The 21696-nt window shown below is 60.7% G+C and carries 21 protein-coding genes, 4 tRNA genes and 1 pseudogene; 22 read left to right on the top strand and 4 right to left on the bottom strand.

The genetic code is table 11. The features are described from left to right. Window positions 1-374: 374 nt before the first annotated feature. From QQ658_RS07490 to QQ658_RS07430, 13 genes are all read left to right on the top strand, one after another. Window positions 375-1610 carry a tyrosine-type recombinase/integrase gene (locus tag QQ658_RS07490; RefSeq protein WP_286024258.1) on the top strand — a complete coding sequence of 412 codons (1236 nt, stop codon included), beginning with the start codon at window positions 375-377 and terminating at the stop codon, window positions 1608-1610. Between the two features lie 91 nt (window positions 1611-1701). Next, window positions 1702-2121, top strand: coding sequence for a hypothetical protein (locus QQ658_RS07485; RefSeq protein WP_286024257.1), 420 nt, complete (start codon window positions 1702-1704; stop codon window positions 2119-2121). Window positions 2122-2270: 149 nt separating this feature from the next. Beyond that, entirely contained in the window at window positions 2271-2486 is a 216-nt protein-coding gene (locus QQ658_RS07480; RefSeq protein ID WP_286024256.1) for an excisionase family DNA-binding protein, read from the top strand. Window positions 2487-2491: 5 nt separating this feature from the next. After that, complete coding sequence (locus tag QQ658_RS07475; protein ID WP_353057955.1) at window positions 2492-2695, top strand: helix-turn-helix domain-containing protein; 204 nt, start codon at window positions 2492-2494, stop codon at window positions 2693-2695. Further along, complete coding sequence (locus tag QQ658_RS07470) at window positions 2695-3069, top strand: hypothetical protein (RefSeq protein WP_286024255.1); 375 nt, start codon at window positions 2695-2697, stop codon at window positions 3067-3069. Before QQ658_RS07475 ends, QQ658_RS07470 begins: the two co-directional genes overlap by 1 nt. Further along, on the top strand, window positions 3069-4397 hold the full coding sequence (locus tag QQ658_RS07465; protein ID WP_286024254.1) for an AAA family ATPase: 1329 nt from the start codon (window positions 3069-3071) through the stop codon (window positions 4395-4397). Before QQ658_RS07470 ends, QQ658_RS07465 begins: the two co-directional genes overlap by 1 nt. Window positions 4398-4803: 406 nt before the next feature. Continuing rightward, entirely contained in the window at window positions 4804-6267 is a 1464-nt protein-coding gene (locus tag QQ658_RS07460) for a terminase large subunit domain-containing protein (RefSeq protein ID WP_286024253.1), read from the top strand. An 11-nt stretch (window positions 6268-6278) separates the two neighbouring features. Continuing rightward, window positions 6279-7565: a phage portal protein gene (locus tag QQ658_RS07455; protein WP_286024252.1), complete on the top strand. Its 1287-nt coding sequence runs from the start codon at window positions 6279-6281 to the stop codon at window positions 7563-7565. Next, on the top strand, window positions 7558-8070 hold the full coding sequence (locus tag QQ658_RS07450) for a hypothetical protein (RefSeq protein ID WP_286024251.1): 513 nt from the start codon (window positions 7558-7560) through the stop codon (window positions 8068-8070). The genes QQ658_RS07455 and QQ658_RS07450 overlap by 8 nt, the downstream gene beginning before the upstream one ends. Next, on the top strand, window positions 8067-8222 hold the full coding sequence (locus QQ658_RS07445; protein ID WP_286024250.1) for a hypothetical protein: 156 nt from the start codon (window positions 8067-8069) through the stop codon (window positions 8220-8222). Before QQ658_RS07450 ends, QQ658_RS07445 begins: the two co-directional genes overlap by 4 nt. A gap of 4 nt (window positions 8223-8226) precedes the next feature. Next, entirely contained in the window at window positions 8227-8541 is a 315-nt protein-coding gene (locus QQ658_RS07440; protein WP_286024249.1) for a hypothetical protein, read from the top strand. Window positions 8542-8669: 128 nt separating this feature from the next. After that, a complete protein-coding gene (locus QQ658_RS07435; protein ID WP_286024248.1) occupies window positions 8670-9536 on the top strand; it encodes a phage major capsid protein in 867 nt (288 codons plus the stop codon). A gap of 2 nt (window positions 9537-9538) precedes the next feature. After that, window positions 9539-9868, top strand: a complete 330-nt coding sequence (locus QQ658_RS07430; RefSeq protein ID WP_286024247.1) for a hypothetical protein — start codon at window positions 9539-9541, stop codon at window positions 9866-9868. 307 nt (window positions 9869-10175) lie between these two features. Here the strand turns inward: QQ658_RS07430 and QQ658_RS07425 are convergent. Next, window positions 10176-10247 (bottom strand) — tRNA-Val (locus QQ658_RS07425). Window positions 10248-10498: 251 nt separating this feature from the next. After that, a pseudogene (locus QQ658_RS15420) lies at window positions 10499-10801 on the bottom strand (ISNCY family transposase); the annotation flags it as partial. Between the two features lie 606 nt (window positions 10802-11407). On the opposite strand from QQ658_RS15420, the gene QQ658_RS07415 reads away from it, so the two are divergent. The 5 genes from QQ658_RS07415 (at window position 11408) to QQ658_RS07395 (ending at window position 14528) form a co-directional block, all read left to right on the top strand. Then, window positions 11408-11480, top strand: a tRNA-Gly gene (locus QQ658_RS07415). Between the two features lie 51 nt (window positions 11481-11531). Beyond that, a tRNA-Cys gene (locus tag QQ658_RS07410) sits at window positions 11532-11602 on the top strand. A gap of 24 nt (window positions 11603-11626) precedes the next feature. After that, window positions 11627-11701, top strand: a tRNA-Val gene (locus QQ658_RS07405). Between the two features lie 888 nt (window positions 11702-12589). Next, on the top strand, window positions 12590-13630 hold the full coding sequence (locus QQ658_RS07400; RefSeq protein WP_286027009.1) for a type IV toxin-antitoxin system AbiEi family antitoxin domain-containing protein: 1041 nt from the start codon (window positions 12590-12592) through the stop codon (window positions 13628-13630). Next, the gene (locus QQ658_RS07395; protein ID WP_286027008.1) at window positions 13614-14528 is read left to right on the top strand and encodes a nucleotidyl transferase AbiEii/AbiGii toxin family protein; all 915 of its coding nucleotides are present in this window, start codon (window positions 13614-13616) and stop codon (window positions 14526-14528) included. Before QQ658_RS07400 ends, QQ658_RS07395 begins: the two co-directional genes overlap by 17 nt. 9 nt (window positions 14529-14537) lie before the next feature. On the opposite strand, the gene QQ658_RS15415 is transcribed toward QQ658_RS07395, so the two are convergent. Further along, a complete protein-coding gene (locus QQ658_RS15415) occupies window positions 14538-14705 on the bottom strand; it encodes a helix-turn-helix domain-containing protein (protein ID WP_502928942.1) in 168 nt (55 codons plus the stop codon). Between the two features lie 178 nt (window positions 14706-14883). On the opposite strand from QQ658_RS15415, the gene QQ658_RS07390 reads away from it, so the two are divergent. The 3 genes from QQ658_RS07390 (at window position 14884) to QQ658_RS07380 (ending at window position 18725) form a co-directional block, all read left to right on the top strand. After that, entirely contained in the window at window positions 14884-15597 is a 714-nt protein-coding gene (locus QQ658_RS07390) for an aspartate/glutamate racemase family protein (RefSeq protein WP_286027007.1), read from the top strand. A 1310-nt stretch (window positions 15598-16907) separates the two neighbouring features. Then, window positions 16908-18100 (top strand): IS3 family transposase gene (locus QQ658_RS07385; RefSeq protein WP_286027006.1). Its coding sequence is split into 2 segments (ribosomal slippage): window positions 16908-17192 and window positions 17195-18100, totalling 1191 coding nucleotides; the frame shifts between segments, so codons are not numbered across the junction. 394 nt (window positions 18101-18494) lie between these two features. Next, entirely contained in the window at window positions 18495-18725 is a 231-nt protein-coding gene (locus QQ658_RS07380) for a hypothetical protein (RefSeq protein WP_286027005.1), read from the top strand. 282 nt (window positions 18726-19007) lie between these two features. On the opposite strand, the gene QQ658_RS07375 is transcribed toward QQ658_RS07380, so the two are convergent. After that, complete coding sequence (locus QQ658_RS07375; RefSeq protein WP_286027004.1) at window positions 19008-19958, bottom strand: universal stress protein; 951 nt, start codon at window positions 19956-19958, stop codon at window positions 19008-19010. 183 nt (window positions 19959-20141) lie between these two features. Between QQ658_RS07375 and QQ658_RS07370 the strand changes: the two genes are divergently transcribed. Further along, window positions 20142-21584 carry a L,D-transpeptidase family protein gene (locus tag QQ658_RS07370; RefSeq protein ID WP_286027003.1) on the top strand — a complete coding sequence of 481 codons (1443 nt, stop codon included), beginning with the start codon at window positions 20142-20144 and terminating at the stop codon, window positions 21582-21584. The last annotated feature ends 112 nt before the right edge of the window (window positions 21585-21696 follow it).

Below are 21696 nucleotides of genomic sequence, written 5' to 3'. Positions count from 1 at the left end.
CCACCATGAGCCTCCCGGTTAGGCACTGAAATTGCAAGTGGCTGCCCGTCGGAATGTCAAAGATCTGCGCGGGGTTCTCACCGTTGAGTTGGTCGTTGATAGATCTTGTCCAGATCTAGTGACGATAGACGAAGCGGCCTTGTTGTGGCCTAACTCAGGTGCGTAGTGTCACGCTAACGTCACGAACTGCCTCAATTGCGGGTTCACTAGGTGGGCGATACTGGGTTCGAACCAGTGCTATCTATCTATCGAATGACACTGTTTATACGCTTATCATAGCTGACTTCACTAGTGCATATGCAAAACAGTGTCGCTGCTCGACAATATGCACACGTCGGTAGACGTAGGCTAATTCTGGCTGCTATGTTGCATGTATGTTGCACGACACGCAGTCGCAGGATCACCGCCCCGGCCCGGTCAAGGGAAGCTCCCGACGATCGTTCGGTCGGATCCGTAAGCTGCCAAGCGGACGATGGCAAGTCGCTTACACCGGCCCAGATGCGCACGTCTACAAGGCCGCTTCGACCTTCGATGACGAAGACACGGCGCGGGCATGGCTCGCTGCTGAGCGCAAACTTATTGATCTGGACGAGTGGTTACCGCCGTCGCAGCGGGGCCAGCGCAGCAAACGCCGTAAAGTTCCCCTGTTCGGTGACTACGCCTCAAGTTGGATCGAGCGTCGCATCGTGAAAGGACGAGCCCTCAAGCCGCGCACACGTGCCGAGTATGACCGGTTACTGGAGTCAGTGCTTTCCCCGGACTTCGGGAAGTTGCCACTGACCGCCATTACCCGCGAGCTCGTCTCGGTCTGGTGGGAGGGACTACCGAAGACCGCGACACAGAACGCTCGTGCATATTCGCTGCTCCGGACAATCCTTGGCGGTGCCATCGAAGATGGCTACCTTGCAGCAAACCCGTGTCATGTCCGTGGGGCCGGGAATGTGACTAGAGCGCATAAAGTAACCCCGTTGACCATCAGTGAACTGGCCGCGCTGGTCGAGGCCATGCCTGAACGTCATCGGCTGCTGGTGCTGTTGGCGGCATGGTGCTCGCTCCGGTTTGGTGAACTGGCTGAGCTACGACGCAAGGATATCGACCTCACGAACATGCAAATCAAAGTTCGTCGTGGTGTGACCCGAGCAGGCGGCGAGGTTCATATCGACACGCCGAAGTCTGACGCAGGGTCTCGCGACGTAGCGATCCCGCCGCACCTCAGGCTGGCGATTGCTGACCATCTCGATAGGTTCGCAGAGCCTGGCCGTAACGGTCGCGTCTTCCCCGCCGCTCAAGGCGGCACACTCGCACCATCGTCAGTGTACGGTCGTGCTCCCACAGCCAGAAGGACGCCCGACGGGGGAAAGCAGTATGCCGGAGGCTGGGGGTTCTATCGCGCCAGAGTCTTGGCCGGCCACCCCACGATGCACTTCCATGACCTACGGCACACTGGTGCAGTGTTGGCGGCGCAGACCGGCGCGACACTCGCAGAACTGATGAATCGGCTGGGACATTCGACACCAGGTGCGGCTCTGTTATATCAGCACGCTGCTGCCGCCCGAGACGCCGAGATCGCGACTCGATTGTCGGCTCTTGCGACCGGAGGCATGGTGTGAGCGTTGTGGGTGTGCGTGCACAACATGGCAGAGTGTGGTACTGTAACGACCACTTGGTGTTTTTGTGCACCCAAAATCAGATCGGTTAGCGATGAATGACCAATTTGCCGATTGTCTTACAGCTTGGGAAGTCGCCGGAATATTCGATGTGAAAGAGGCGACCATCCGCGTATGGATACATCGGGGCAAACTCTCGGTGGCTGGGTACCAATACGCGGACCACCCCGAGTTCACGAACCTTCAACCTCGCGCTATGTACTTCAAGCACGAAGTAGTAGCGCTCGCAGCGTCTAAGGGAATCACCGTCATCGATGATGATGACGGTGGCGTGAGAGCAATGTTCCAAGCGGAGCGCTTGCTGAATATGTCGTGGAACGAGCTTATTAAACTCGCAGAGATCGGTGAGTTGCGGCTGGCCGGCGTGACTTCCTACGGGGACCCGGTGGTTGACCTGGCGTCGGTGACCGAATACGCAGAGCGAAACAACATCAAACCGGCTGAATCTGAATAAGTAGTTTTTGCCCTGAGGGGAGGTGTCATGCCTCCCTAGGTAAGACATACCCTCACGCCTGAATAACTGAATCTCTCTATCAATCTCTAAACCCGGATGGCTCTAACGCCTCCGGGTTTTTTCATGCCCAAAACCCAGTGAGGACAATCATGGGAAACCTTGATATTCAAAACCCTGTCGCTGAGCACGTATCGCCTGAACTGGCCGCTGCCCGCTGGAATGTCTCAGTTGACACCATCCGCCGTCTTATCCGTTCTGGCCGCGTTGACGCCTACAGGCTTAATGGCCGAATCATCCGGGTCAATCTGGCCCAAGTTGACGCCGCATTCGAACCCATCGAAATGACCGAGGGAGGCCGGAAGTGAGCGCGATGCAAGAAATCAGCCCGGCAATGTGTGGTGTTGCTGACGCTGCCACGTATCTAGGCGTGTCCACTGACACTATCCGCAAACTCATTGCTGATGGCACACTTCCCGCATACCGACTGGGCCGGAAGAAGATCCTTATTAGGGTCACCGATCTTGAATGCGCGCTAAAACCTATCCCCTCTGCAGTCACGGAGGTCGTCGCCTAATGAACCAGCGCAAAGAAAACCGCTCCGGCCTGGATGGAGCCGGAGCGGTCAGTAGAGCAAATCCCGTTGCCGGGAATATCATACCAAATCGCCTCAATGTTGGCCGCGGTATCAGCCGTGTCGATCTTCGACGTGTTAACGATGTTGACCGCGAGATCAAGGGCGTCGTCGACGCGCCGCGGGGCACCGCCGTGGTGCTGGTCGTCAATCCTCGCCAGCGCATCCCGCTAGCCATCGACTACCTCCGCGAGTACGGCGGGAATCTCGGCTCAGTGAATGTTGAGTGTCCGCACGATGCCACTCGGTTGCTGTGGCTCGACGCACTGACGAACGGCGCTGCGCAGTGGGTGGACGCGCTCGGAGGTGCTGCTTGATGACGTCCATGTTCGGCGGGGACAGAGATCCCGCCAAGGAGGTCAGCCCGGCCCAGCTGCCGGAGAGCATACGGTCGCTTGTTCCGCCCGACGATATCGAGACATCGCCCGAGTATCCCGAGCTGTCGTTCGATGGTGAGGTCCGGCAACGGGCGCATCGTATGCGTGTCACCCGTGCCGCCCAAGAGTTGATCGAGGCTGAGAACCGGCCACCACGGGATCCGCTCGACCTGGGCACACTGGCCGAGGTGCTGGCTAGGCCGACGCCCGAGTCGGACAGGATCGAAGGCCTGGCGCCATGGGAGGCATCGACCCTCATCACTGCCCAGCGGAAGATAGGCAAAACGACGCTCAGCGGCAATCTGGCGCGTTGTCTCATTACGGGGGCGCCGTTTCTCGATCGGTTCGCTGTGAAGCGATTAGACGGCAATCTGGCGATGCTGAACTATGAGGTGAGCGGACCTCAGCTTGCACGATGGCTGGACGATATGGGGGTCGATCACGACCGCGTGTTGCTCGTCAACCTGCGCGGCAGATCGAACCCGCTCAGCGACCCCGAAAGTCGCGCCGAGCTCACCGAATCGTTGCGAGCGCACAACACCGAGGCGCTGATCGTCGATCCGTTCGGCAGAGCGTTCACGGGAGACAACCAGAATGACGCAGGCCAAGTCACCCGTTTCCTGATGGACCTCGAAGCCTTCACTCGCTCCGAGGTGAGGGCGCTCGATCTGTTCCTCACGAACCACGCCGGTTGGGAAGGCGAACGCTCCCGAGGCTCGACCGCACTTGAAGACTGGCCGGATGCCTTATGGCGAATTGTGAAGCCGAATGATGACGATGATAATTCCCGCTATTTCTCCGCATTTGGCAGAGATGTCGAGGTGTCGGAAGACGAATTGCAATTCGACCCCGAGACCCGCCACCTGACCCTGACCGGTAACGGTTCGCGTAAGCAAGCCAAGGTCGAGCACGAGAAGATCACCGATCGGGAAATCATTCTGAATCTGCTGAATAACCGTCAGCACGAGTTTCCCGACGGCATGTCCGGCAACGACCTCAAGACGCTTTCGGGGCACAAGGACGCTGCGTTCACAGCTGCCAGAGAGTCTCTTGTGGCCGATGGGTCGATCATTCAGAAGCCACGGAAAGGACGTGGTGGTGGCGTGCTCTATGCCATACCAGAGACCAAAAAGCCAAAGGTAGCGGACGATATCTTTCCGACACCTTCCGAACCTAGCGAACCTGTCTCTATAGAGACAGGTTCTAGTTCGACAAGTTCAGTTCGCCAACATAGCGAAGCCCCGACAAGTTCGAGGAGTGGCAAATGAGTGCCGTGTTGAAGCCGTGCGTCGTGTGTGGTGTGCCGTGCGCGTCGGGTCGTTGTGATGAGCATCCGGTGAGGCACCGGTCTGATCGGCCGAGGCGAGCGTCGCGTGCTGCTGGGTATGACACGAACTGGAACAAGCTCAGCTTGCGTGCTCGTCGTTTGCAGCCGTTCTGTTCTGATTGTGGGACTACGGAGAATCTGACGTGTGACCATTTGCCTATTGCGTGGGAAAGGCATGAATTGGGGTTGCCTATTCGATTGCAGGATGTCGATGTGGTTTGTCAGAAATGCAATAACCGTCGTGGTTCGGCTCGTGGTGAAAGGAATACCAGGGGGGATAACCCGATTGGCTCTTCCGGGCGGGGCGTCCGGCAGTCGCATTTTCAATCACTCACCGAGGATGAATCGTGAAGGCGGGTCCGAAGGGCTCTGCGGTTGAGGCCCCGCTTGAGTGGTCCCCGAGGTCGAAGGGTGCTCGTCAGTTCGCTCTTTTCTGCTCGAAGTACGTCGTCACCCCGAAGGGCACGGGCGCGCGTAAGCCGATGAAGCTGCGGGATTGGCAGATCGAGTTGGCGGGCTCTTTGTTGGATGATCCGAGGCCGCGTATGGCGTTGTGGTCGTTGCCTCGTGGCCAGGGTAAGTCGACTCTGGTGGCCGCCTTGGGACTCTTCCACGTGTTCATGAGTGGTATCGAGGGCGCGCGGGTCGTGATTGTGGCTCAGGACGAGCGGTCGAGTTCTCGTCTGCTGCATATCGCGGCGAGGATGGTCGAGCTGAACGAGGATATGGGCGAGCGCTGCCAGGTCTACAAGGACCGCATTTACATGCCTGGTAGCGATTCCCAGATCTTGGCTCTGCCTGGCGAGTCGGCCCGGATCGAGGGTGAGGACGCGTCGCTGGCGATCATGGACGAGATCGGTTTCTGCCGTCGTGACGCTTACGAGTCGCTGGTGAATTCGACCGGCAAACGGGCTGAGTCGCAGATGCTGATGATTGGCACGCCTTCGCCGCCGAGCTGGCGGGAGACCTCGCCGATGCTTGATCTGGTGTTGGAGGCCAGGGCGAACCCGCAGCCCGACTTGGCTCTTGTGGAGTATGCGGGTGATATCGGCCATCCGGTGGACTGCGAGCACTGCTGGGCGCTGGCTAATCCGGGCCTGGATGACCTTGTGAGCCGTCCGCATCTCAAGTCGGTGCTTCCACCCCGGACGAGAGAGTCGGAGTTCCGTAGGGCGCGTCTGGGCGAGTGGGTCGAGCAGGATGACGCATCGCTGCTGCCTGCTGGTTTGTGGGCTGAGCTGGCCACCGGTGAGATCATCCCGGACGGCGCCGATGTGGTGCTGTCCCTGGATGGTTCGTTCAACGGGGATTCCACCGCGTTGCTGGTTACGCAGGTGTCGACCAGCCCGTTGATGAACCTGGGTGGCATCTGGGAGCCGCCCGCCGGCCAGGACGACTACCGGGTCCCGATCCTTGAGGTGGAGGACCGTATCAGGGAGCTGGCCAAGCAGTACAAAGTGATCGAGCTGACCGCCGACCCGTACCGCTGGGCGCGGACGCTGCAGGTGATCGCCGAGGAAGGAATACCGACGACCGAGTTCCCGCAAACGGCGGTGCGGATGACTCCGGCGACCAACGACTTCGTGCAGTCCTGCCTTAACCACGAAGTTAGCCATGACGGGACGCCGGATCTTGCCCGCCATATCGGGAACGCGATTCTGACCGATGACGTGCGAGGGGTCCGAATACGGAAAGAGAACAAGAGTTCGGCCCGCCATATCGACCTGGCTGTGACCGCGATTATGGGCCACTCGCGAGCCACCTGGAAAGCCACGCATAAACCGAAACGCCGACGGGCAATGAGTTTCTAAAAGGAGACAAGATGATGGATCAATTGACAAGAATGCTGACCGCGCTCGATGCCGGGGCGGCACGACGAGCGACACTTGAGAACTACTATGCCGGGACGCAGCCCTTGGCGTTCCTGACGCCCGAGGCACGGGAGGCTATCGGCACCCGGTTCAATCGCATGGCCTCGAACGTGCCGCGTATCGCGGTGCACTCGCTGGCCGAGCGGTTGCGGGTCACCGGGCTGACGATCGATGGGCAGGCCGCGCCGCAGCTGTGGAATGACTGGCTGGCCAACGACCTGGACCAAACATCTGGTGTGGTGCATCGCGAAGCCTTGGTGCTCGGTGAATCCTTCGTGATCGTCTGGGCCGATGCCGTCGGGACCCCGCTGGTGACTGTGGAGAGCGCCCACCAGGTCGCCGTCGAGCGAGATCCTGCGACCAGGGCTGTGGTGGCTGCTGTGAAGCGCTGGACGGCCGGGGCACCTGACCAGCCCACCGGCACCGAGGCCGTGCTGTATTTGCCCGACCAGATCATCCGACTGCACTCGGACGCCGTAGGAGCCACTAGCGGCTTCACGACCACCACTGTGGTGCCCAACGCGTTCGGCGTGGTCCCGGTGATCCCGTTCTCGGGCTCGGATCGTATCTTGAGCGGGCCCTCGTCCGAACTCGACGACATCATCCCGTTGGCCGACGGTTTGAACAAGCTGCTCGCCGATCTGATGGTGTCGAGCGAGTACAGCGGCCGCCCGCGCAGATGGGCGACCGGTATCGAGGCGATCGAGGTCGAGGACGAGGACGGGGAAACCCACGCGGTGAACCCGTTCCCCGAAACCAACCGGATGATGCTCGCCGAAGATCCCGCCTCGAAGTTCGGCCAGCTCGACGCCACTGACCTCGCCGGATACGAAGCCGCCGTCAGGGTGCTGCAGGCCCAACTCTCCGCTGTCTCGGGACTCCCGCCGCACTACCTGGGTGCCTACGGTGACCAGCCGGCCAGCGCCGATTCCTTGCGGGCGTCCGAAGCCTCGCTGACGGCGAGGGTTGAGGCCAGGCAGTCGGCATTCGGCCGGAGCTGGGAGCAAGTCGCCCGGCTGATGGTGGCCGTCAGGACCGGCCAAGACCCCGCCGAGATCAAGGCCCGCATCTCGTGGGCCGACCCCGCCACCCGCAGCGTCGCACAGGACGCCGACGCTGCCGTGAAGCTCGTGGCCGCAGGTGTGCTGCCCCGTGAATACGCCCTGCGCAAGCTCGGCTACAGCAACGACGAAATTATCCAGATCAACAACCAGATGGCAGGAGCAAGCAATGAGTGACGAACTGACCGAAGATCCGACCACCACCGGGACCGATGGCGTCAGCACTACTGACGGCGTCAATGGCCAATCCCTTACTACTAGTGAGGGTGTCGGCTCGATCGACACCCTAAGCACTACTGAGGTCATCGACCCGGCCGATGGCGTCGGCAATACCGACGCATTGCAGGACGACGCCGATACCTTCCCGCGGGAGTACGTCGAGAAGATCCGCAAAGAAGCCGCTGAGGCCCGCGTGAAGGCGAAGCGCGCCGAGGATCTGGCCCGTGAGGTGTTCACCCTCAGGGTGGCCGCCACAGGCAAGCTGGCCGACCCGAACGATCTGCCGTTCGATGAGACCATCCTGGACGATCCCAGCAGGCTGGACGCCGCCATCGACGAGCTGATCAGCCAGCACCCGCACTACGCGACCCGGATGCCGCACGGGGACATCGGCCAGGGAGCCAAGCAGACGGACGGCGGGAACGTCGACCTGGCCGCCATGCTTCGGGCAGGTGCACGATGAGCGACTACATTCTGATCGAGCTGCGCCGTATCGCCGACGCCCTGGAGACCATCGCCAAGGAGTATGCACCAGACCCCAAGCCGCTACCTCCGCTGCCGCCGATGCCGCGCAGTGTGCGCCGGAGCAAGCCCCTGCTGCCGGAAAGGTGGTGACCCGATGAGCAGATGGCGACGCAAGTTCGAGTTCACGCTCGTGGCCGAAATCAAGGAGTATGACAAGTACGGCAACCCGATCGACCCGCCACGCCAGCGGACCATCGAGGGCTGCACCGACTGGCCCAACAGTACCGACGAGGACGAGCAGGGAGCCGTGCAGACCACCGACACGAGGACGCTCTCACTGCCGCGGGGTGAGGCCATCATCCCCTCTGATTGGGACCTGATCTACCCCGACGGCAAGAAGTGGAAGATCATCGGCGAGCCCTACGCCTACACCCGCGGGGTGATCATGACAATCGAACGTAAGAGCTAGCCGATATACCCTCCTGGGGTATATAGTGAAGATGTGGTCCACGGAGTCAGGCACTCCCTGACACTCCCGTTTAGCTCCTGGCGGGCGAACGTTTCCAACCGAAACCAAGCCCGCTAGGAGCTATTTTCATGTCTGTCGACACCACTACCGCAACCGAACTCACGTACGAGCAAATCCAGAAGATCCTCATCGCGCCGCTGCAAGAGCAGAGCGTCTTCCTCGCCGCAGGCCCGCGCATCTTCGACACCGCCGGACCTATCCGCATCCCGAAGAACCAGCCGGCGACCGCCGAAGGGCTCGGCTTCACCGGCGAGAACGAACAGATCGGTGAGCGCGACATCGAGTTCGACGAAGTCACCCTGATGCCGTCCACGATGAAGTCCGTCAAGACGCTGACCCGCTACTCGAACGAGCTGGCCCGCCAGTCCGCCATCGGCCTGGACGCAGCTATCAAGGACCGGCTCGTCAACGACGTGGCAGCCAAGCTCGATGCGCAGTTCCTGTCGGCTGCCGGCGACGGCGTCACGACTCCCAAGGGCCTGTTCGCCTACACCGGCACCCAGACCCTCGCTGTGGGCGGTGCGTTGAGCCTCGACGCACTCCTGACCGCCTGGGGCCTGGCCCTGGCCGCCAACGTCAACATGGCCGGCCTCAAGTGGCTGCTGACCCCCGGTGACTTCGTGGCGCTGCGCAAGGTCAAGGACAAGAACGACCAGTACCTTCTGCAGGCCGATCCCACCGCCGACGGCGTGTTCCGGCTGTGGGGATGCCCAGTCATCGTGTCCAGCCGCATCCCGGACGACGCCGAGACCGGCCGCGCAGCCCTCGTCGACTTCTCTCAGATCGCCGTGGCCCGCGACATGGCCCCGAGTGTGAAGATCCTCACCGAGCGGTTCGCCGACTACGACCAGCAGGCGATCCGCGTGGTGGCCCGCTACGACGCCGCACCGCTGAACCCTGAAGCGATCGTCACCCTGACCGGCATCACCCGCTGATCATGGCAGAGATGAAGGCCCCGGCTGCCGGCGAAGCCCTGGCCTGGCTGGCCGGGGACGGTGAGTTCAACACCGAAGACGTGACCGGAGTCCTGCCCCTGGTGACCTCGCTGGCCAAGGCGTACACCAGGGGCAAGGGCTTCGACGACGACATGTGTGCCGACGAAATCCGGGCAGTGATCTACTCGGTCACCGCACGAGTACTCAAGAACCCGTCAGGCCTCAGAATCAGCGAGACCGAAGGCCCACGCTCCTACAGCATCGCCGGCTGGGCCGGGTTCACCCTACTCGAACGCCAGGTGCTCGACCGCTACCGCGTCAAAGCGCTGTAGCCCCAAAGATGTCCGGCAGAGCGCCGGGCAATGCGTTCACCTCAGGACGCGCCGTTAGAAAGACTCCCCGAAGGTTTCCTGGCCTTCGGGGAGTCTTTTCGTTGGCTTCACCGAAAAAGGCACGTGCGTAACGCACGCGCAGCTCTCTGACGACACTCAAGCCCTGCGCGGCTCGCTGAAGGTGTGTGTATGACGCCCATACCTGCGATTGCATCCGACACACCGAGGTTGCATGAATGTTGCACGGACAAAACTTTAGGCCATCTGGTCTAGGCGAATCTCCTAGCCAGATGGCCTATCGTATTCGTGGGCGATACTGGGTTCGAACCAGTGACCTCTTCGGTGTGAACGAAGCGCGCTACCACTGCGCCAATCGCCCGCGGAGGACAACGTTAGCCGAAGGACGGCCGCAACGCCAATTGAGGTTGGTGGATCGATCTGCGCCCGGGTCTTCGTCCTTCGTTGGTTTGGCCTGAGCTCTGGTGAGCGAGGGTGGTTATGGTAGTAGCCGACGTTGCGGCGCACGACTGACCAGTTTTTCTCTTCGACGTGGGCTTGGTCGTTGGAGTGGGAGGCTCGGCCCCGGGAGAAGGTGATGTGGCGGGTGGTGCACCAGCGCAGCAGGTGGTGGTTGATGAATTCGGAGCCGTTATCGGAGTGGATGCCGGCGATGTGGAACGGGAATCGGAGGTGGAGTTGGTCCAGTCCGGCGGACACGATGCGTTCGCCTTTGGATCGGACAGTGATGGTTTCGGTCCAGCCGGTGGCGATGTCGGTGGCGTCCAGGCTGTAATGGAATTGGCCGTTGTTGTCGCCGCCTTCGTGGCCGACCAGGTCGATTTGGATGAAGCCGGGGACGGTGTCGTTCCACTGGGCCCAGGTTTTGAGTGGGATCGAGGTCTTCAGCAGGGATCCGGGACGGGTGTGGGACATGCCCTTACCGGCGACTAGCCCGACCCGGGCGGGAGCGAGACGGCGATCGATCGTGGCCGCGGACATGGCCTGGACCTGCTCGATGGCCTCGCTGGGTGTGTTGTCGAGGTGTCCGTGCCGGGTCAGGTTGGCCAGGGTTTCGGGCAGTGCGGGTCGCAGGCGTTTACCGCAGGGCCCGTCCAGTATCGCCCAGCAGCGGGTCAACAGATCGACCGCGGCCTGGTCGTAGCGCTGGAGAGGGGTCCGTGGCCGGCGTGGGCGCGGGTCAGGGTTAGCGAGCATGGTCCGGATCGCTTTACGGGCATGGTCACGATGCCAGCCAGTCACCGCACAGACGGCGTCCAGAATCTGACCCTTCTCCGTCTTGGTCGCCTTCGGCCACTTCGCCAACTGCGCCTTCATAATCGCTTTACGCGCTGCCATCGTGAGCTCCATTCGTTATAGATCCCACGCGGGCATCTTCAAATGAGTCAACGACTCGCGCTACGCGGGCATCTACGATGAGTCAACGCGTGATTTTGCGTAGCATTGGCGAGTGGGCTATGGTTTTCCATGCGCCTGAACGAGGGGTCATCTTCGACAAGACGCGAACTGAAAATGAAACATGCGGACGTGGCTCAGCTGGTAGAGCATCACCTTGCCAAGGTGAGGGTCGCGGGTTCGAATCCCGTCGTCCGCTCGGAGAGGGTGTCGCATGAGGCCGCGGCTCTCACGTGACAGGCTCTCGCGTGGTGGGTTGGCCGAGAGGCGAGGCAACGGACTGCAAATCCGTCTACACCGGTTCAAATCCGGTACCCACCTCGGTAGCGAATAACTCCATAACATGGGCGGTTGGCGCAGTGGTAGCGCGCTTCCTTGACACGGAAGAGGTCACTGGTTCAAACCCAGTATCGCCCACCAATGAATGTGCCTTTGACTAGGTTTAACGCAAAGCGCCAAATATCCAGCCGATGATTAGCAGATGATTTTTTCACTGAAATCGGTGCGGGATTAGCGGGTTGGGTCTCCAGGAATGAGCTTCAGGCGCTGCTTTCGTCATCTCATCTTTGATGCTGGTGGTGACTGGATCCCGTGTTGCGCGATGAATGACGCAGCGATCCTTCCGGTTGTTCGAGCGGCGATAACGCGCTCTTCCTCGAAAGCCTCCTCCCACGCTGATCGAGGAGACAGCCCAAGTAGGCTCCGCTGCGAGTCACCTAACTCGATGACTTCAGTGGCGAGCGCAGTTCCCCGATGCGGCTGGACGAGAGCGACGTCGTCGCACATTTCTCCGTCCATGGGGTCACCCTACAGGGCATTTCCGACCCAGCTTCATCGCATGAACCTTATTCTCGATGACGGCCGTGCTGAAGCGCGTCGTGCTTGATGGAGAGTAAAAGTGTCCGGAAAGGAATCTTGATTTTCATCCCGCTCAATGAGAAATATCCCCTCCCCGAAGTTGCGCGACCGTACAGTCCGGCTGACGCGTGAGGGGGAGCAATGTGCAGGAGGCGCCGGGCTGACAGGAAATATGGTGCTGGCTCGACCTCGAGCGTGCGGAGCTGGCTTTGTAGAGGACGATCGACGAGTTTCTGACGGTTGGGCATGTGTGACAAGACTGAGGGCGGTACCGCGAACTCGAGTGGCAAACTCCTGGTGTGATGGCTCTTCGTCATGTGAATTGCCATTTCCACACGACGCTACACAAACTCGAGACGAGCCGACCTCAATCGGCAGATGTGATTCATCTTGCCTCTGATACGAGAATAAACACTTGGAAAGTATCTAAATAACCGATACAATTAAAGCATGAAAGCGGATGATGCGCTTCGTGAGCTAGCGGGTGTCACAGCCAGTCAATGGGGCATGGTGACGACTGCTCAGGCGAGCGCGCTTGGCGTGACTCGTCTGATGCTTTCTCGTCTTGCCGAGGCGGGACATCTCGAACGGCTGGCGCATGGTGTCTACAAGGATTCCGGTGCACCTGCCAACGAATTCGATGATCTCCGCGCAGCCTGGCTGGGTACGGAACCGAAACGACTTGCGGAGGATCGCATCAGTGATGCGACGAGTGGAGTCGTGGTGGGGAGCACCTCGGCGGCATCCCTTCATGGAGTGGGCGATTCGTGGGCTAGTCGTCATGAGTTCGTCGCGCCAATTCGGCGACAGAGCCAGCGGGAGGGGATCCGCTTTCGGCAACGTGGACTCGCGGATCGTGATGTCACAGTAGTTCAGGGTCTCCCGGTGATGCGGATCGAGCGGACGCTGGCTGATCTACTCGAAGATCTAGGAGACCAGAGTCTCGTAGCCGACGCTCTGGGCACCGCAATGAAGAAGTACTCCGTTGATCTCGACCGTCTGAGCGAACTGCTGAGCCCTCTCGCCGAGAGAAATGGATTCAAGAAGAACGACGGTTCCGCGCTACTCGACAGGCTGACAGAAATTGCCGGGCTTGATCTCGACTCTGTCGCCCGTCGTATCACCGCGAACCCCGTCCTAGGCGCCCGAGTAGCTGCTGAGTATCTTCAGAACATCCTGTCTACAGAGCAGGGCGCAGGCCTTCGCAAGATGATGGCGGAGATAAAACTGCCCAAACCGGCTATAACGGCCGAACTGGCGGAGACCGTCCAAAGCGCGCTACGACCGCAGCTCGCCGCAATCTCCAAGATGCTCCCTTCAGTTGAATCGCTCGGTCTCACCCGGGCAGCCGCTGATGCGCTGAACATACAGGCACTCGCGAATCTGTCACAGCAATGGACGAAGAACATTACCTTCCCATCCGCGCTGCAGGTTCAACCTGAGCTTGCAGCACCAACCGACTCCGAGGAGCATCATGACGCAATCGAATGAGCCCTACGGGACGGCACGAGGTGTCGAGGCTGCAATCAAAGATGCTGCGAAGAGAGCTGCCGCAGCGGATCCGGCGCTCGACACAAACAAGCGGATCCAACTGGAGTACTTCAATCGCTTTCTCAGCCGCATCTTCTCAGAAGGCGCGGATTCAGAGTGGGTGCTGAAGGGAGGAGCGGGCATGCTCGCGCGCATCCCATCAACCCGTTCCACGAAGGATATCGACCTGTACCGGCAGGGGTTTACCCTCGACCAGGCGCTGGTGGATCTGAGACGTTTGGCCGCGATCGACCTGGGTGACCACTTCCGCTTCGAGTATGCAAGTCACGAGACAACGATCGGCGCTGACGCTCAGCCATACACTGACGGGTATCGCGTCACTTTCAACATCTTCATCGGCGTGACGGCGAAGGGCTCGCTGCACATTGATCTCGCAGTCGGTGCAGGTATGACCGACCAAGTGACCACAGCTACTCCGGCAACAGCGCTTGAACTCCCACGGCTTATAAGCAACCCGTATCGTCTGTATCCGGTCGTCGACCAGATTGCCGGCAAGGTGTGTGCGACCATGACTGATTACGAGGGTCGAGTTTCCAGCCGTGAGAAGGACCTCGTCGATCTCATCGTATTTGCCGTTACTCAAGACATCGATGGTGACGCGCTCGCGGTTGCGCTTGATACGGAACGGCGTCGGCGTCAGATGGAACCATTTACTGCTTTCAGCGTGCCGTCCACGTGGGGGTCCGGTTATGTGAAGCTGAGTAAGTCCGTCCCCCACTGCTCGGACTATCGAGCAGTGGGGACAGCGGCGGAACTTGCTTCCCAGCTCCTCGATCCGGTCCTTATGAGGCAAGCCGGTGGGAAGATCTGGGCGCACAAGGAGCGTCGCTGGGTGTAATCGACCTTCTCACTCCCAGTCCAAAGTTCTACAAAGCACGGGTGCCGCGTGCAAACAGCCGGTTGCGAGGGATCGGCATACGGCTCCGATCTTCGTGATTTCAAGGTCGCGATGTTCGATCTTCGAAGCCTGCCGTTGGCCGACTCCGACATGGTCGGCAAACTCGGTCTGTGTCAATCCTGCTTGTTCCCGTAACTCGCGAAGCCTATGGACCGCGCTTCGGCAAGCATGCGGGTTTTCTCCACCTCGAATGCGGCTCGATCAACGTGGTGCTCAGCTAGGTAGTCTTCCAGCTGTATTGCTCGTTGAGGCCATTGTCGGCGCGCGTAAGTGCCGTCTCATACGATTGGCTGGCATGAAGACGATCGGTGTTCTTGGTGGGATGAGTTGGGAGTCGTCGCTTGATTGGTATCGGATGGCCAACGAGCGAGTCCGGGAGCGGCTCGGCGGTTATCACTCGGCGCCCGTCCTGCTCGATTCTCTTGACTTCGCCGAGATAGAAGGGCTGCAAGCCGCGGGTGATTGGGGCCAAGCCGGACGAGTTCTTGCAGATCATGCGAAGGGGCTGGAAGCGGCGGGGGCAGGCCTGGTCGTGCTTTGTACCAACACCATGCATATTGTTGCGGACCAGATCAGTGGGGCCGTCAGCATCCCGTTCATTCATATCGGCGACACCACGGCTGAGGCCATCACGTCGACGGGGCTTTCTGTTGTCGGTCTATTGGGAACTGCGTTCACGATGGAGCAGCCGTTCTACCGGGAACGGCTCGCCCAGCACGGTGTGACCTCGCTGATCCCCGATGTCGAAGATCGTGCCACGGTGCATCGCATTATCTACTCCGAACTCGTGCAAGGCATCGTGGCCGAACAATCACGGCAAGCATATAGAGCCGTCATCGAACACCTCGTGGAGGCCGGAGCTCAGGGCATTATCTTGGGCTGCACGGAAATCGAATTGCTGATCAGCGAGGCCGACTCGCCGGTACCGGTATTCGCGACCACCTCACTGCACGTGTCTGCTGCGCTGGCTGCCGCAGGTCTCGACCCATCGGATCCTGCTATTGCGTGAGCAAGGATGTCGCACCGTCCTCGCGTCAACTACGAGGCCGTGAATCTGAGCCAGTTATCGACTTATCCATGTTCCCCCAATCAGGGGACAAGAACGAGTGGGTCGTCCGTTACTCGTTGGCCGGAAGTAGCCAGCCGATAGCGATCGCCAGCTACGATTTGCTGCCTCCCGCCGAGCAGCAAGTCTTGCCGTGTGAGGATGACCTGCGCCGTGCCCTGGATACCGACTTGTAGCCTGGGCCTTGTGAGGGCTCGGGCCGGGCGCGGTGTCCGGATTGGGCGCCGTTTCGTATCGGCCTCGTTTTCACCAGGCGCTGCCCGGATTGAACAGGTCGCTGCAGTAGTCCGCATTGCTCCGACCACTCCATCCTGGAGGGTTCCCAATCGGTCTGATTGCGAACCGGGTTACGTGACGACGATTTGGTCTGCTGTCCGGCCGATGTGTCCGCAGGTTTGGAATCCGGGTGTGGTAGCTGGGCAGTGAGGACTCTTTCCGCACCTTGGCTAGTGATCGTCTGAGTTGCTCGTGCCTATAGTTTTGGCTGTCTGAATGAGCGCGGCCAGTATTCTTGTGGGTGCTCGAAAGTAGATCGAAGGCGGCAGGCGGGATACGTATGGCGGTTGTGTCGGGTGGGGTTGATGTCGCGGAGTTCGGCGACCAATTTGCCTGCGAGGCCGCGAGACTCGACAGCTGGATGGACGCTCAACCAGCCGCCCCTTACCCCGTGCAGCGTGCCGCGAGCGAGGCCCACACGCTTTTTCACATTTTCCGATCGGGGTTGCCTGTCTATCAGGTCGGTGGTGATTCCCTGGATGAAATCCGGCTCGAATCTGAGCGCATGCTGGTTTTCGATCGGGGTGATGCGCCAACTGACAACGGTTTCCTTGCCATCGACAGTGATGCCGCGCAGTTTGCTGTGCGGACGGTGACGAACGGGTTCACCCGCGAGGTAGCGGCGAGGCCCCTGATGTTGTACGGGACTGGGAGGGTGACGCGCCGATTCGCTACATCATGTGGCGCACACTGCCCCAGCATGTGGAGCTACGAGGCTTCAGCCGTACTACTGATCTGCCGTGCGAGATTGTTCAGAATGTCGCTATCCAGCCGGTCTTTCGGGGAGGGCTGTCTGCAGTCGAGACGCCTCTCGAGTTTTTGCGCATGGTTCTCGGCAGCCGTGACCAGGCGTACGCCACATGTATTCAGGTGTATGAGTTCCTTGGCAGCGCCTGGCGGTTGATGAAGGGTCTGATGCAGGAACAGGTGACATTGAACATGGCTAGTCAAGAGCGCTGGCCTGGAAGGATGTCATCATGCCCAAGCCGTTCCCCAAGGAGTTCCGTGACGACGTGGTCCGTGTCGCGGAGAATCGTGATCCAGAAGTCACTCTCGCGCAGATCGCGAAAGACTTCGGCGTCCATGTCGGCACTCTCGACAAGTGGATGCGACAAGCCCGCATCGAGGCCGGTGATCAGCCGGGCGAGACGAAGCAGGAGTCCGTGGAGGTACGTGAGCTGCGTAAGCGCAACCGGCTCCTCGAGCAGGAGAACGAGGTGCTGCGTCGCGCGGCCGCGTATTTCGCGCAGGCGCATCTGCCGGGAAAAGGCTCTACCCGCTCGTGAGTGAGCTCGCCGTGGACGGGATCCCCGTCGTGGTGTCGTGCCGGGTCTTGAAGCTTGCTCGCCAGCCCTACTACCGCTGGTTGCGTCGTCCCGTCTCCCGGCGGGAGCTGGACGAGGCGTATCGCGCGAACGCGTTGTTCGACGCGCATCGCGATGACCCGGAGTTCGGGTATCGGCTCCTCGCCGACGAAGCCCGCCAGGAGGGCGAGTCGATGTCGGATCGAACGGCGTGGCGGATCACGTTGTCGAATGGGTGGTGGAGCGTGTTCGGGAAGAAGCGTGGCAAGAACGGCAAGAAGCCCGGCCCTGCCGTTCACGACGACCGCTGCGTCGTCATCGATGAGGACGGGCGTGAGCGTCACCAGTTCAGTGCCTCTCGGGTGAATGAACTGTGGCTGACCGATATCACCGAGCACAAGACCGCCGAGGGCAAGCTGTATCTCTGCGCCGTCAAAGACGCATTCAGCGGCCGGATCGTGGGCTACTCCATCGACTCGAGAATGAAAGCGTCACTCGCGGTCCGCGCCGTCCGAAACGCCGTCCGGATGCGCGGCAACGTTGCGGGCTGCATCGTCCATTCGGACCGAGGATCCCAATTCCGAAGCCGGAAGCTGCGCCGTGAACTCGCTGCGCACAAACTTGTCGGTTCGATGGGCAGAGTCGCGTCCTGCGGTGACAACGCGGCGATGGAATCGTTCTTCAGCCTGTTGCAGAAGAACGTGCTGAACCGGCGCTCCTGGGCCACGCGTGAGGAGCTTCGCATCGCGATTGTCACGTGGATCGAGCGAACCTATCATCGCCGTCGCCGGCAGGCCCGCCTGGGTCGTTTGACGCCGATCGAATTCGAGACCATCATGAACGAAGAACTGGCCCTCGCGGCCTAACCAGAACTGTCACCTGTTCCTGCATCAGACCCGAAGTCCGGCAGCGGCGCGGCGTCATAGCCTCGCGGGTACCGCGGCCGCCGTAAGAATGTGGGCCCCGCTTCCCGAACCGTTGAGCCGGGGAGCGAGCCTCACGTTTGAACGCGCCGTCCAGCGCTCACATCGCTGTTCTTGAGCGGATCGTTAGCAGGAATTCTCTTCCGTGTCCTTGTGGTGGCAGGACACTTTTGAAGGGAGCCTGCCATGACGACTATTGACGGGCGTCGCCGGGCCGTGGTGGATCCTGGCAGAGTCGTCGGGCCAAAGACCCTCTTGGTAAGACATTTCACCTAATCGTCCCCGCAGACGCGAGTCTCCATGCGTCCCCATCGCTTGCTGCGATTACGCTGAGGCCATGGTTGACCAGGATCTCTTAGAGCGGGTGATACGACTTGATGATGTCGCGCGCCGTGAGCTTCGTGATGCGATCGACCGGTCCCTTCCTGCCGAGGTCACACCGAACCTTGCTGCCTTGTTGGATGCTCTGATTGCTGACGCCGACGCTCACCCAGAGCAACGGGTACCGTGGGAGACCATCAGGGATCGGACGCGCGCGAAGATCGCTGAGGCGAAGAAGAGGGCCTGAGCTTCCACCTGGTCTTCACTCGTCTCGCGGACGAAGAATACGATCACGCGATCGATTGGTATCTTGCCGCTGCGCCGCACGAGGTCGAACGCTTCGAGGCCAGGTTCAACGCTACCGTCGAGATTATTCGGCAGCGCCCACTCCTTCCCCGGATTTGCATACCGGGAGCTTCGCAATGTCAAGACTCAAGTCTTCCCGTATCACGTCTGGTACCGCGTTTTCGATGACATTGAAAGAGACCCCGTCGCCTCGGGGCCTGAGGCTGACCGGTTTCTGCCGGTGTCACCGCTTCCTTTTACCGTTGGCCTTCTTATCAGTCTGTTCAGCGCGCGTCACGATCACCGGGCAGTGCGCTTCGCGGAGCACCCTCTTACTTGTGGAGCCCAGCAGCAGTCCGGCGAAGCCACCGCGTCCACGTGAACCGACGACAACCAGGCCCGCATCGACCGAGGCATCGATCAACGCCTGCGCGGGACTCGAATCAATGACCCGCAGGTCCACCTCGACATCTGGATACTGTGCTTGAACATCGGCGAAGACGTTCTTGATCTGGGCCGTGAGCTCGTCCATGATCTGGCTCATCGACTCGTCCCAGATGTCGTACTCCCAAGGGGTGCCGATCATGGCGTAGTCCCAGGCATGAATAACGACAAGAGGTACCTTGCGTAGATCGGCGGCCTCGAAGGCGACTCGGGCCGCGGCGCGCGCCTCGTTCGAGTCATCGATACCGACGATCACCGGGCCATTCTGGTTCTCCCACGACTCGTCGGTGATCACTGCAACCGGCCCATGCGAGTGGGTGGTGACCGCGTCCGAAACCCCACCGAGCAACTTCACCGACACCGGCGCGCCGCGGCCCCGTGCGCCGACGACAACCTGGGCGGCGTCCTTGGAGGCCTGAGCCAGTACGTAGGATGCATAGCCCTCGACCAACTCGCTACTGACATCCACCTCGGGATACTCGCGACGCAATTGCTCGACCTCTGCGTTCAAGCGCTGCTGGCAACGGCCCTTGAATTGTTCCTGGAAGGACTCGTTCATCGCAGTGAACGTGCGTCCGACCTGCGGGCCGGGAATCACCATTACCACGAGCAGCGGCAACCCTCGCGCGATAGCGCGCTCCGCGGCCCAGCTGACTGCCTTATAGGCACGATCAGAACCATCGGTTCCCACTACGATGTGGCCCGCAGTCTTCGAGCGGATACGTCCCGGTCCGGACGGCTGTTCACTCATGATGACCTCCTTGCCGGTCGACTACTGCGTCGTTTCGTCCATCGTAGCGAGCCCGCCGACTGGCGGTGCCGGTTGTCGGCGAGGGGTGGGCTTTGCCATAGCAGATAGTTGATCGCGAAATAATCGGACGCCACGGCCTAATGAACTTCGTAATCAACTCACGGATCACTTAAACTAGTCGCCGTGAAACGCAAGAGTTTGGCGCACCGCCTCACCATCTGGGTCGCAGCGGCACTGGTGCTGGCGCTCGCTATCGGCACGGCCATTTACCTGGCCTTTTTCTCGAGCCACGGCTTGCCGGGCGCATCAGCGGCCGGAGCCTCGGCGACCGGGCAGACCAAAGAAGAACTCGCCCAATCGATCGAAAACCGTGCCGAACAGACAAACGTAACCTTGCAGATCGACGACCACAGCCGCGACTTTAGTCTCGCCGAACTCGGCATCACCGTGGACGCCCAGGCGACCGCCGACCAGGTTTTCGCCGCCAACCAAAGCCTCGCCGATCGGATCTCGGCGATTTTCCAGAAGCGCGACACCCCCGTCGTGATGACCGTCGACGAGACGAAGGCCGACACCGTGGTCGCCGACCTCATCTCCGAATTTGGCGTTCCCGCCAAGAATGCGGCCGTGAAGCTCGCCGAGGACCAGGCATCATTTACCGTTGATCCCGCTCAAGAGGGGTCGGGGGTAGAGATCGGTGAACTGAGCAGCGCTGCGACGACCGCCGCTCAAACCCTGACTTCGCAGAAAGTCGAGCTGAGCACGAATCAGGTCGCTCCGGCCACCACCACCGAACAGGCCGAAGCCATTGCGGCCAAGGCGAACGAACTCGTCGCCCTCGATGTGACGCTGAACGGTCATGAGTCGGATCTCTACCAGGCCGACACCCTCGACAAGGCACAGTGGATCACCATTCCCGCCTCTGACGACGGCGTGTTGGGTGAACCAACCGTCGACCGTGAAAAGGTGGCCGCCTGGGTGCAATCCACCGGTGCCGCAAGCAGCGTGGAGGCCGTCGATGGTGTCCGCAACGTGAATGCATCGGGCAGCGTCCTGTCGACATCCCAAGAGGGAAAGGACGGCTGGCAGGTCAACAATGTCGACCAGGTCGTTGACGCGCTGGTCGGCGCGATGGACGCGGCCGAACCCTACGAGGGCACGTTCGACTACGACAAGGTCGAGGCCAGTTACGAAGACAAAGTGATCGCCGAGGGTGCCCAAGACCTCGCCTATCAGGCGGCCCCGGGAGAGCGTTGGATCGACGTCAATCTCAGCACCAACTCCGCGACCGCCTATGAAGGCGCAACCGTGGTTCGCGGCCCCATGTACTTCGTCCCGGGAATGCCCGGTCTGGAGACCCCCACCGGCCAGTTCAATGTCTACTTGAAATACGAGACGCAGACCATGAGGGGCACGAACCTCGACGGCACCTCGTATGTCAGCCCGAATATTCCCTGGGTGACCTATTTCACCGGCTCGATCGCCTTCCACGGCGCACCCTGGCGCGACTCATTCGGCTGGAGCGGTGTGGGCGGCTCGCACGGCTGCCTCAACATGCCGGTCGCCGACGCACAATGGATCCACGGTTGGGCCCCCATGGGGTCTGTGGTGGTCAGCCACTACTGATCAGGCGATTTATCTCGACGTCGCACGGTCTTGCGCGCGACTGGTCACCGTGCCGAACGACGAAAGCCCTACGAGTGCCCGCTGATATGTTCGTTGATCGGTAAGGTGCAGA

Origin of the sequence: Propionimicrobium sp. PCR01-08-3 (genome assembly GCF_030286045.1) — a bacterium.
Taxonomy (GTDB): domain Bacteria; phylum Actinomycetota; class Actinomycetes; order Propionibacteriales; family Propionibacteriaceae; genus Brooklawnia.
Note: the sequence above shows the minus strand (reverse complement) of the source record. Positions and strands in the feature narration are given on the sequence as shown.

Bases quoted from the DNA above. Each gene is read 5' to 3' on its own strand.
- QQ658_RS07430 (WP_286024247.1), top strand. From the start codon at position 9,539: ATGGCAGAGATGAAGGCCCCGGCTGCCGGCGAAGCCCTGGCCTGGCTG.
- QQ658_RS07470 (WP_286024255.1), top strand. From the start codon at position 2,695: ATGAACCAGCGCAAAGAAAACCGCTCCGGCCTGGATGGAGCCGGAGCG.
- QQ658_RS07455 (WP_286024252.1), top strand. From the start codon at position 6,279: ATGATGGATCAATTGACAAGAATGCTGACCGCGCTCGATGCCGGGGCG.
- QQ658_RS07445 (WP_286024250.1), top strand. From the start codon at position 8,067: ATGAGCGACTACATTCTGATCGAGCTGCGCCGTATCGCCGACGCCCTG.
- QQ658_RS07395 (WP_286027008.1), top strand. From the start codon at position 13,614: ATGACGCAATCGAATGAGCCCTACGGGACGGCACGAGGTGTCGAGGCT.
- QQ658_RS07465 (WP_286024254.1), top strand. From the start codon at position 3,069: ATGACGTCCATGTTCGGCGGGGACAGAGATCCCGCCAAGGAGGTCAGC.
- QQ658_RS07440 (WP_286024249.1), top strand. From the start codon at position 8,227: ATGAGCAGATGGCGACGCAAGTTCGAGTTCACGCTCGTGGCCGAAATC.
- QQ658_RS07450 (WP_286024251.1), top strand. From the start codon at position 7,558: ATGAGTGACGAACTGACCGAAGATCCGACCACCACCGGGACCGATGGC.
- QQ658_RS07435 (WP_286024248.1), top strand. From the start codon at position 8,670: ATGTCTGTCGACACCACTACCGCAACCGAACTCACGTACGAGCAAATC.
- QQ658_RS07490 (WP_286024258.1), top strand. From the start codon at position 375: ATGTTGCACGACACGCAGTCGCAGGATCACCGCCCCGGCCCGGTCAAG.
- QQ658_RS07400 (WP_286027009.1), top strand. From the start codon at position 12,590: ATGAAAGCGGATGATGCGCTTCGTGAGCTAGCGGGTGTCACAGCCAGT.
- QQ658_RS07390 (WP_286027007.1), top strand. From the start codon at position 14,884: ATGAAGACGATCGGTGTTCTTGGTGGGATGAGTTGGGAGTCGTCGCTT.
- QQ658_RS07485 (WP_286024257.1), top strand. From the start codon at position 1,702: ATGAATGACCAATTTGCCGATTGTCTTACAGCTTGGGAAGTCGCCGGA.
- QQ658_RS07375 (WP_286027004.1), bottom strand. From the start codon at position 19,958: ATGAGTGAACAGCCGTCCGGACCGGGACGTATCCGCTCGAAGACTGCG.
- QQ658_RS07380 (WP_286027005.1), top strand. From the start codon at position 18,495: ATGGTTGACCAGGATCTCTTAGAGCGGGTGATACGACTTGATGATGTC.
- QQ658_RS07475 (WP_353057955.1), top strand. From the start codon at position 2,492: ATGCAAGAAATCAGCCCGGCAATGTGTGGTGTTGCTGACGCTGCCACG.
- QQ658_RS07480 (WP_286024256.1), top strand. From the start codon at position 2,271: ATGGGAAACCTTGATATTCAAAACCCTGTCGCTGAGCACGTATCGCCT.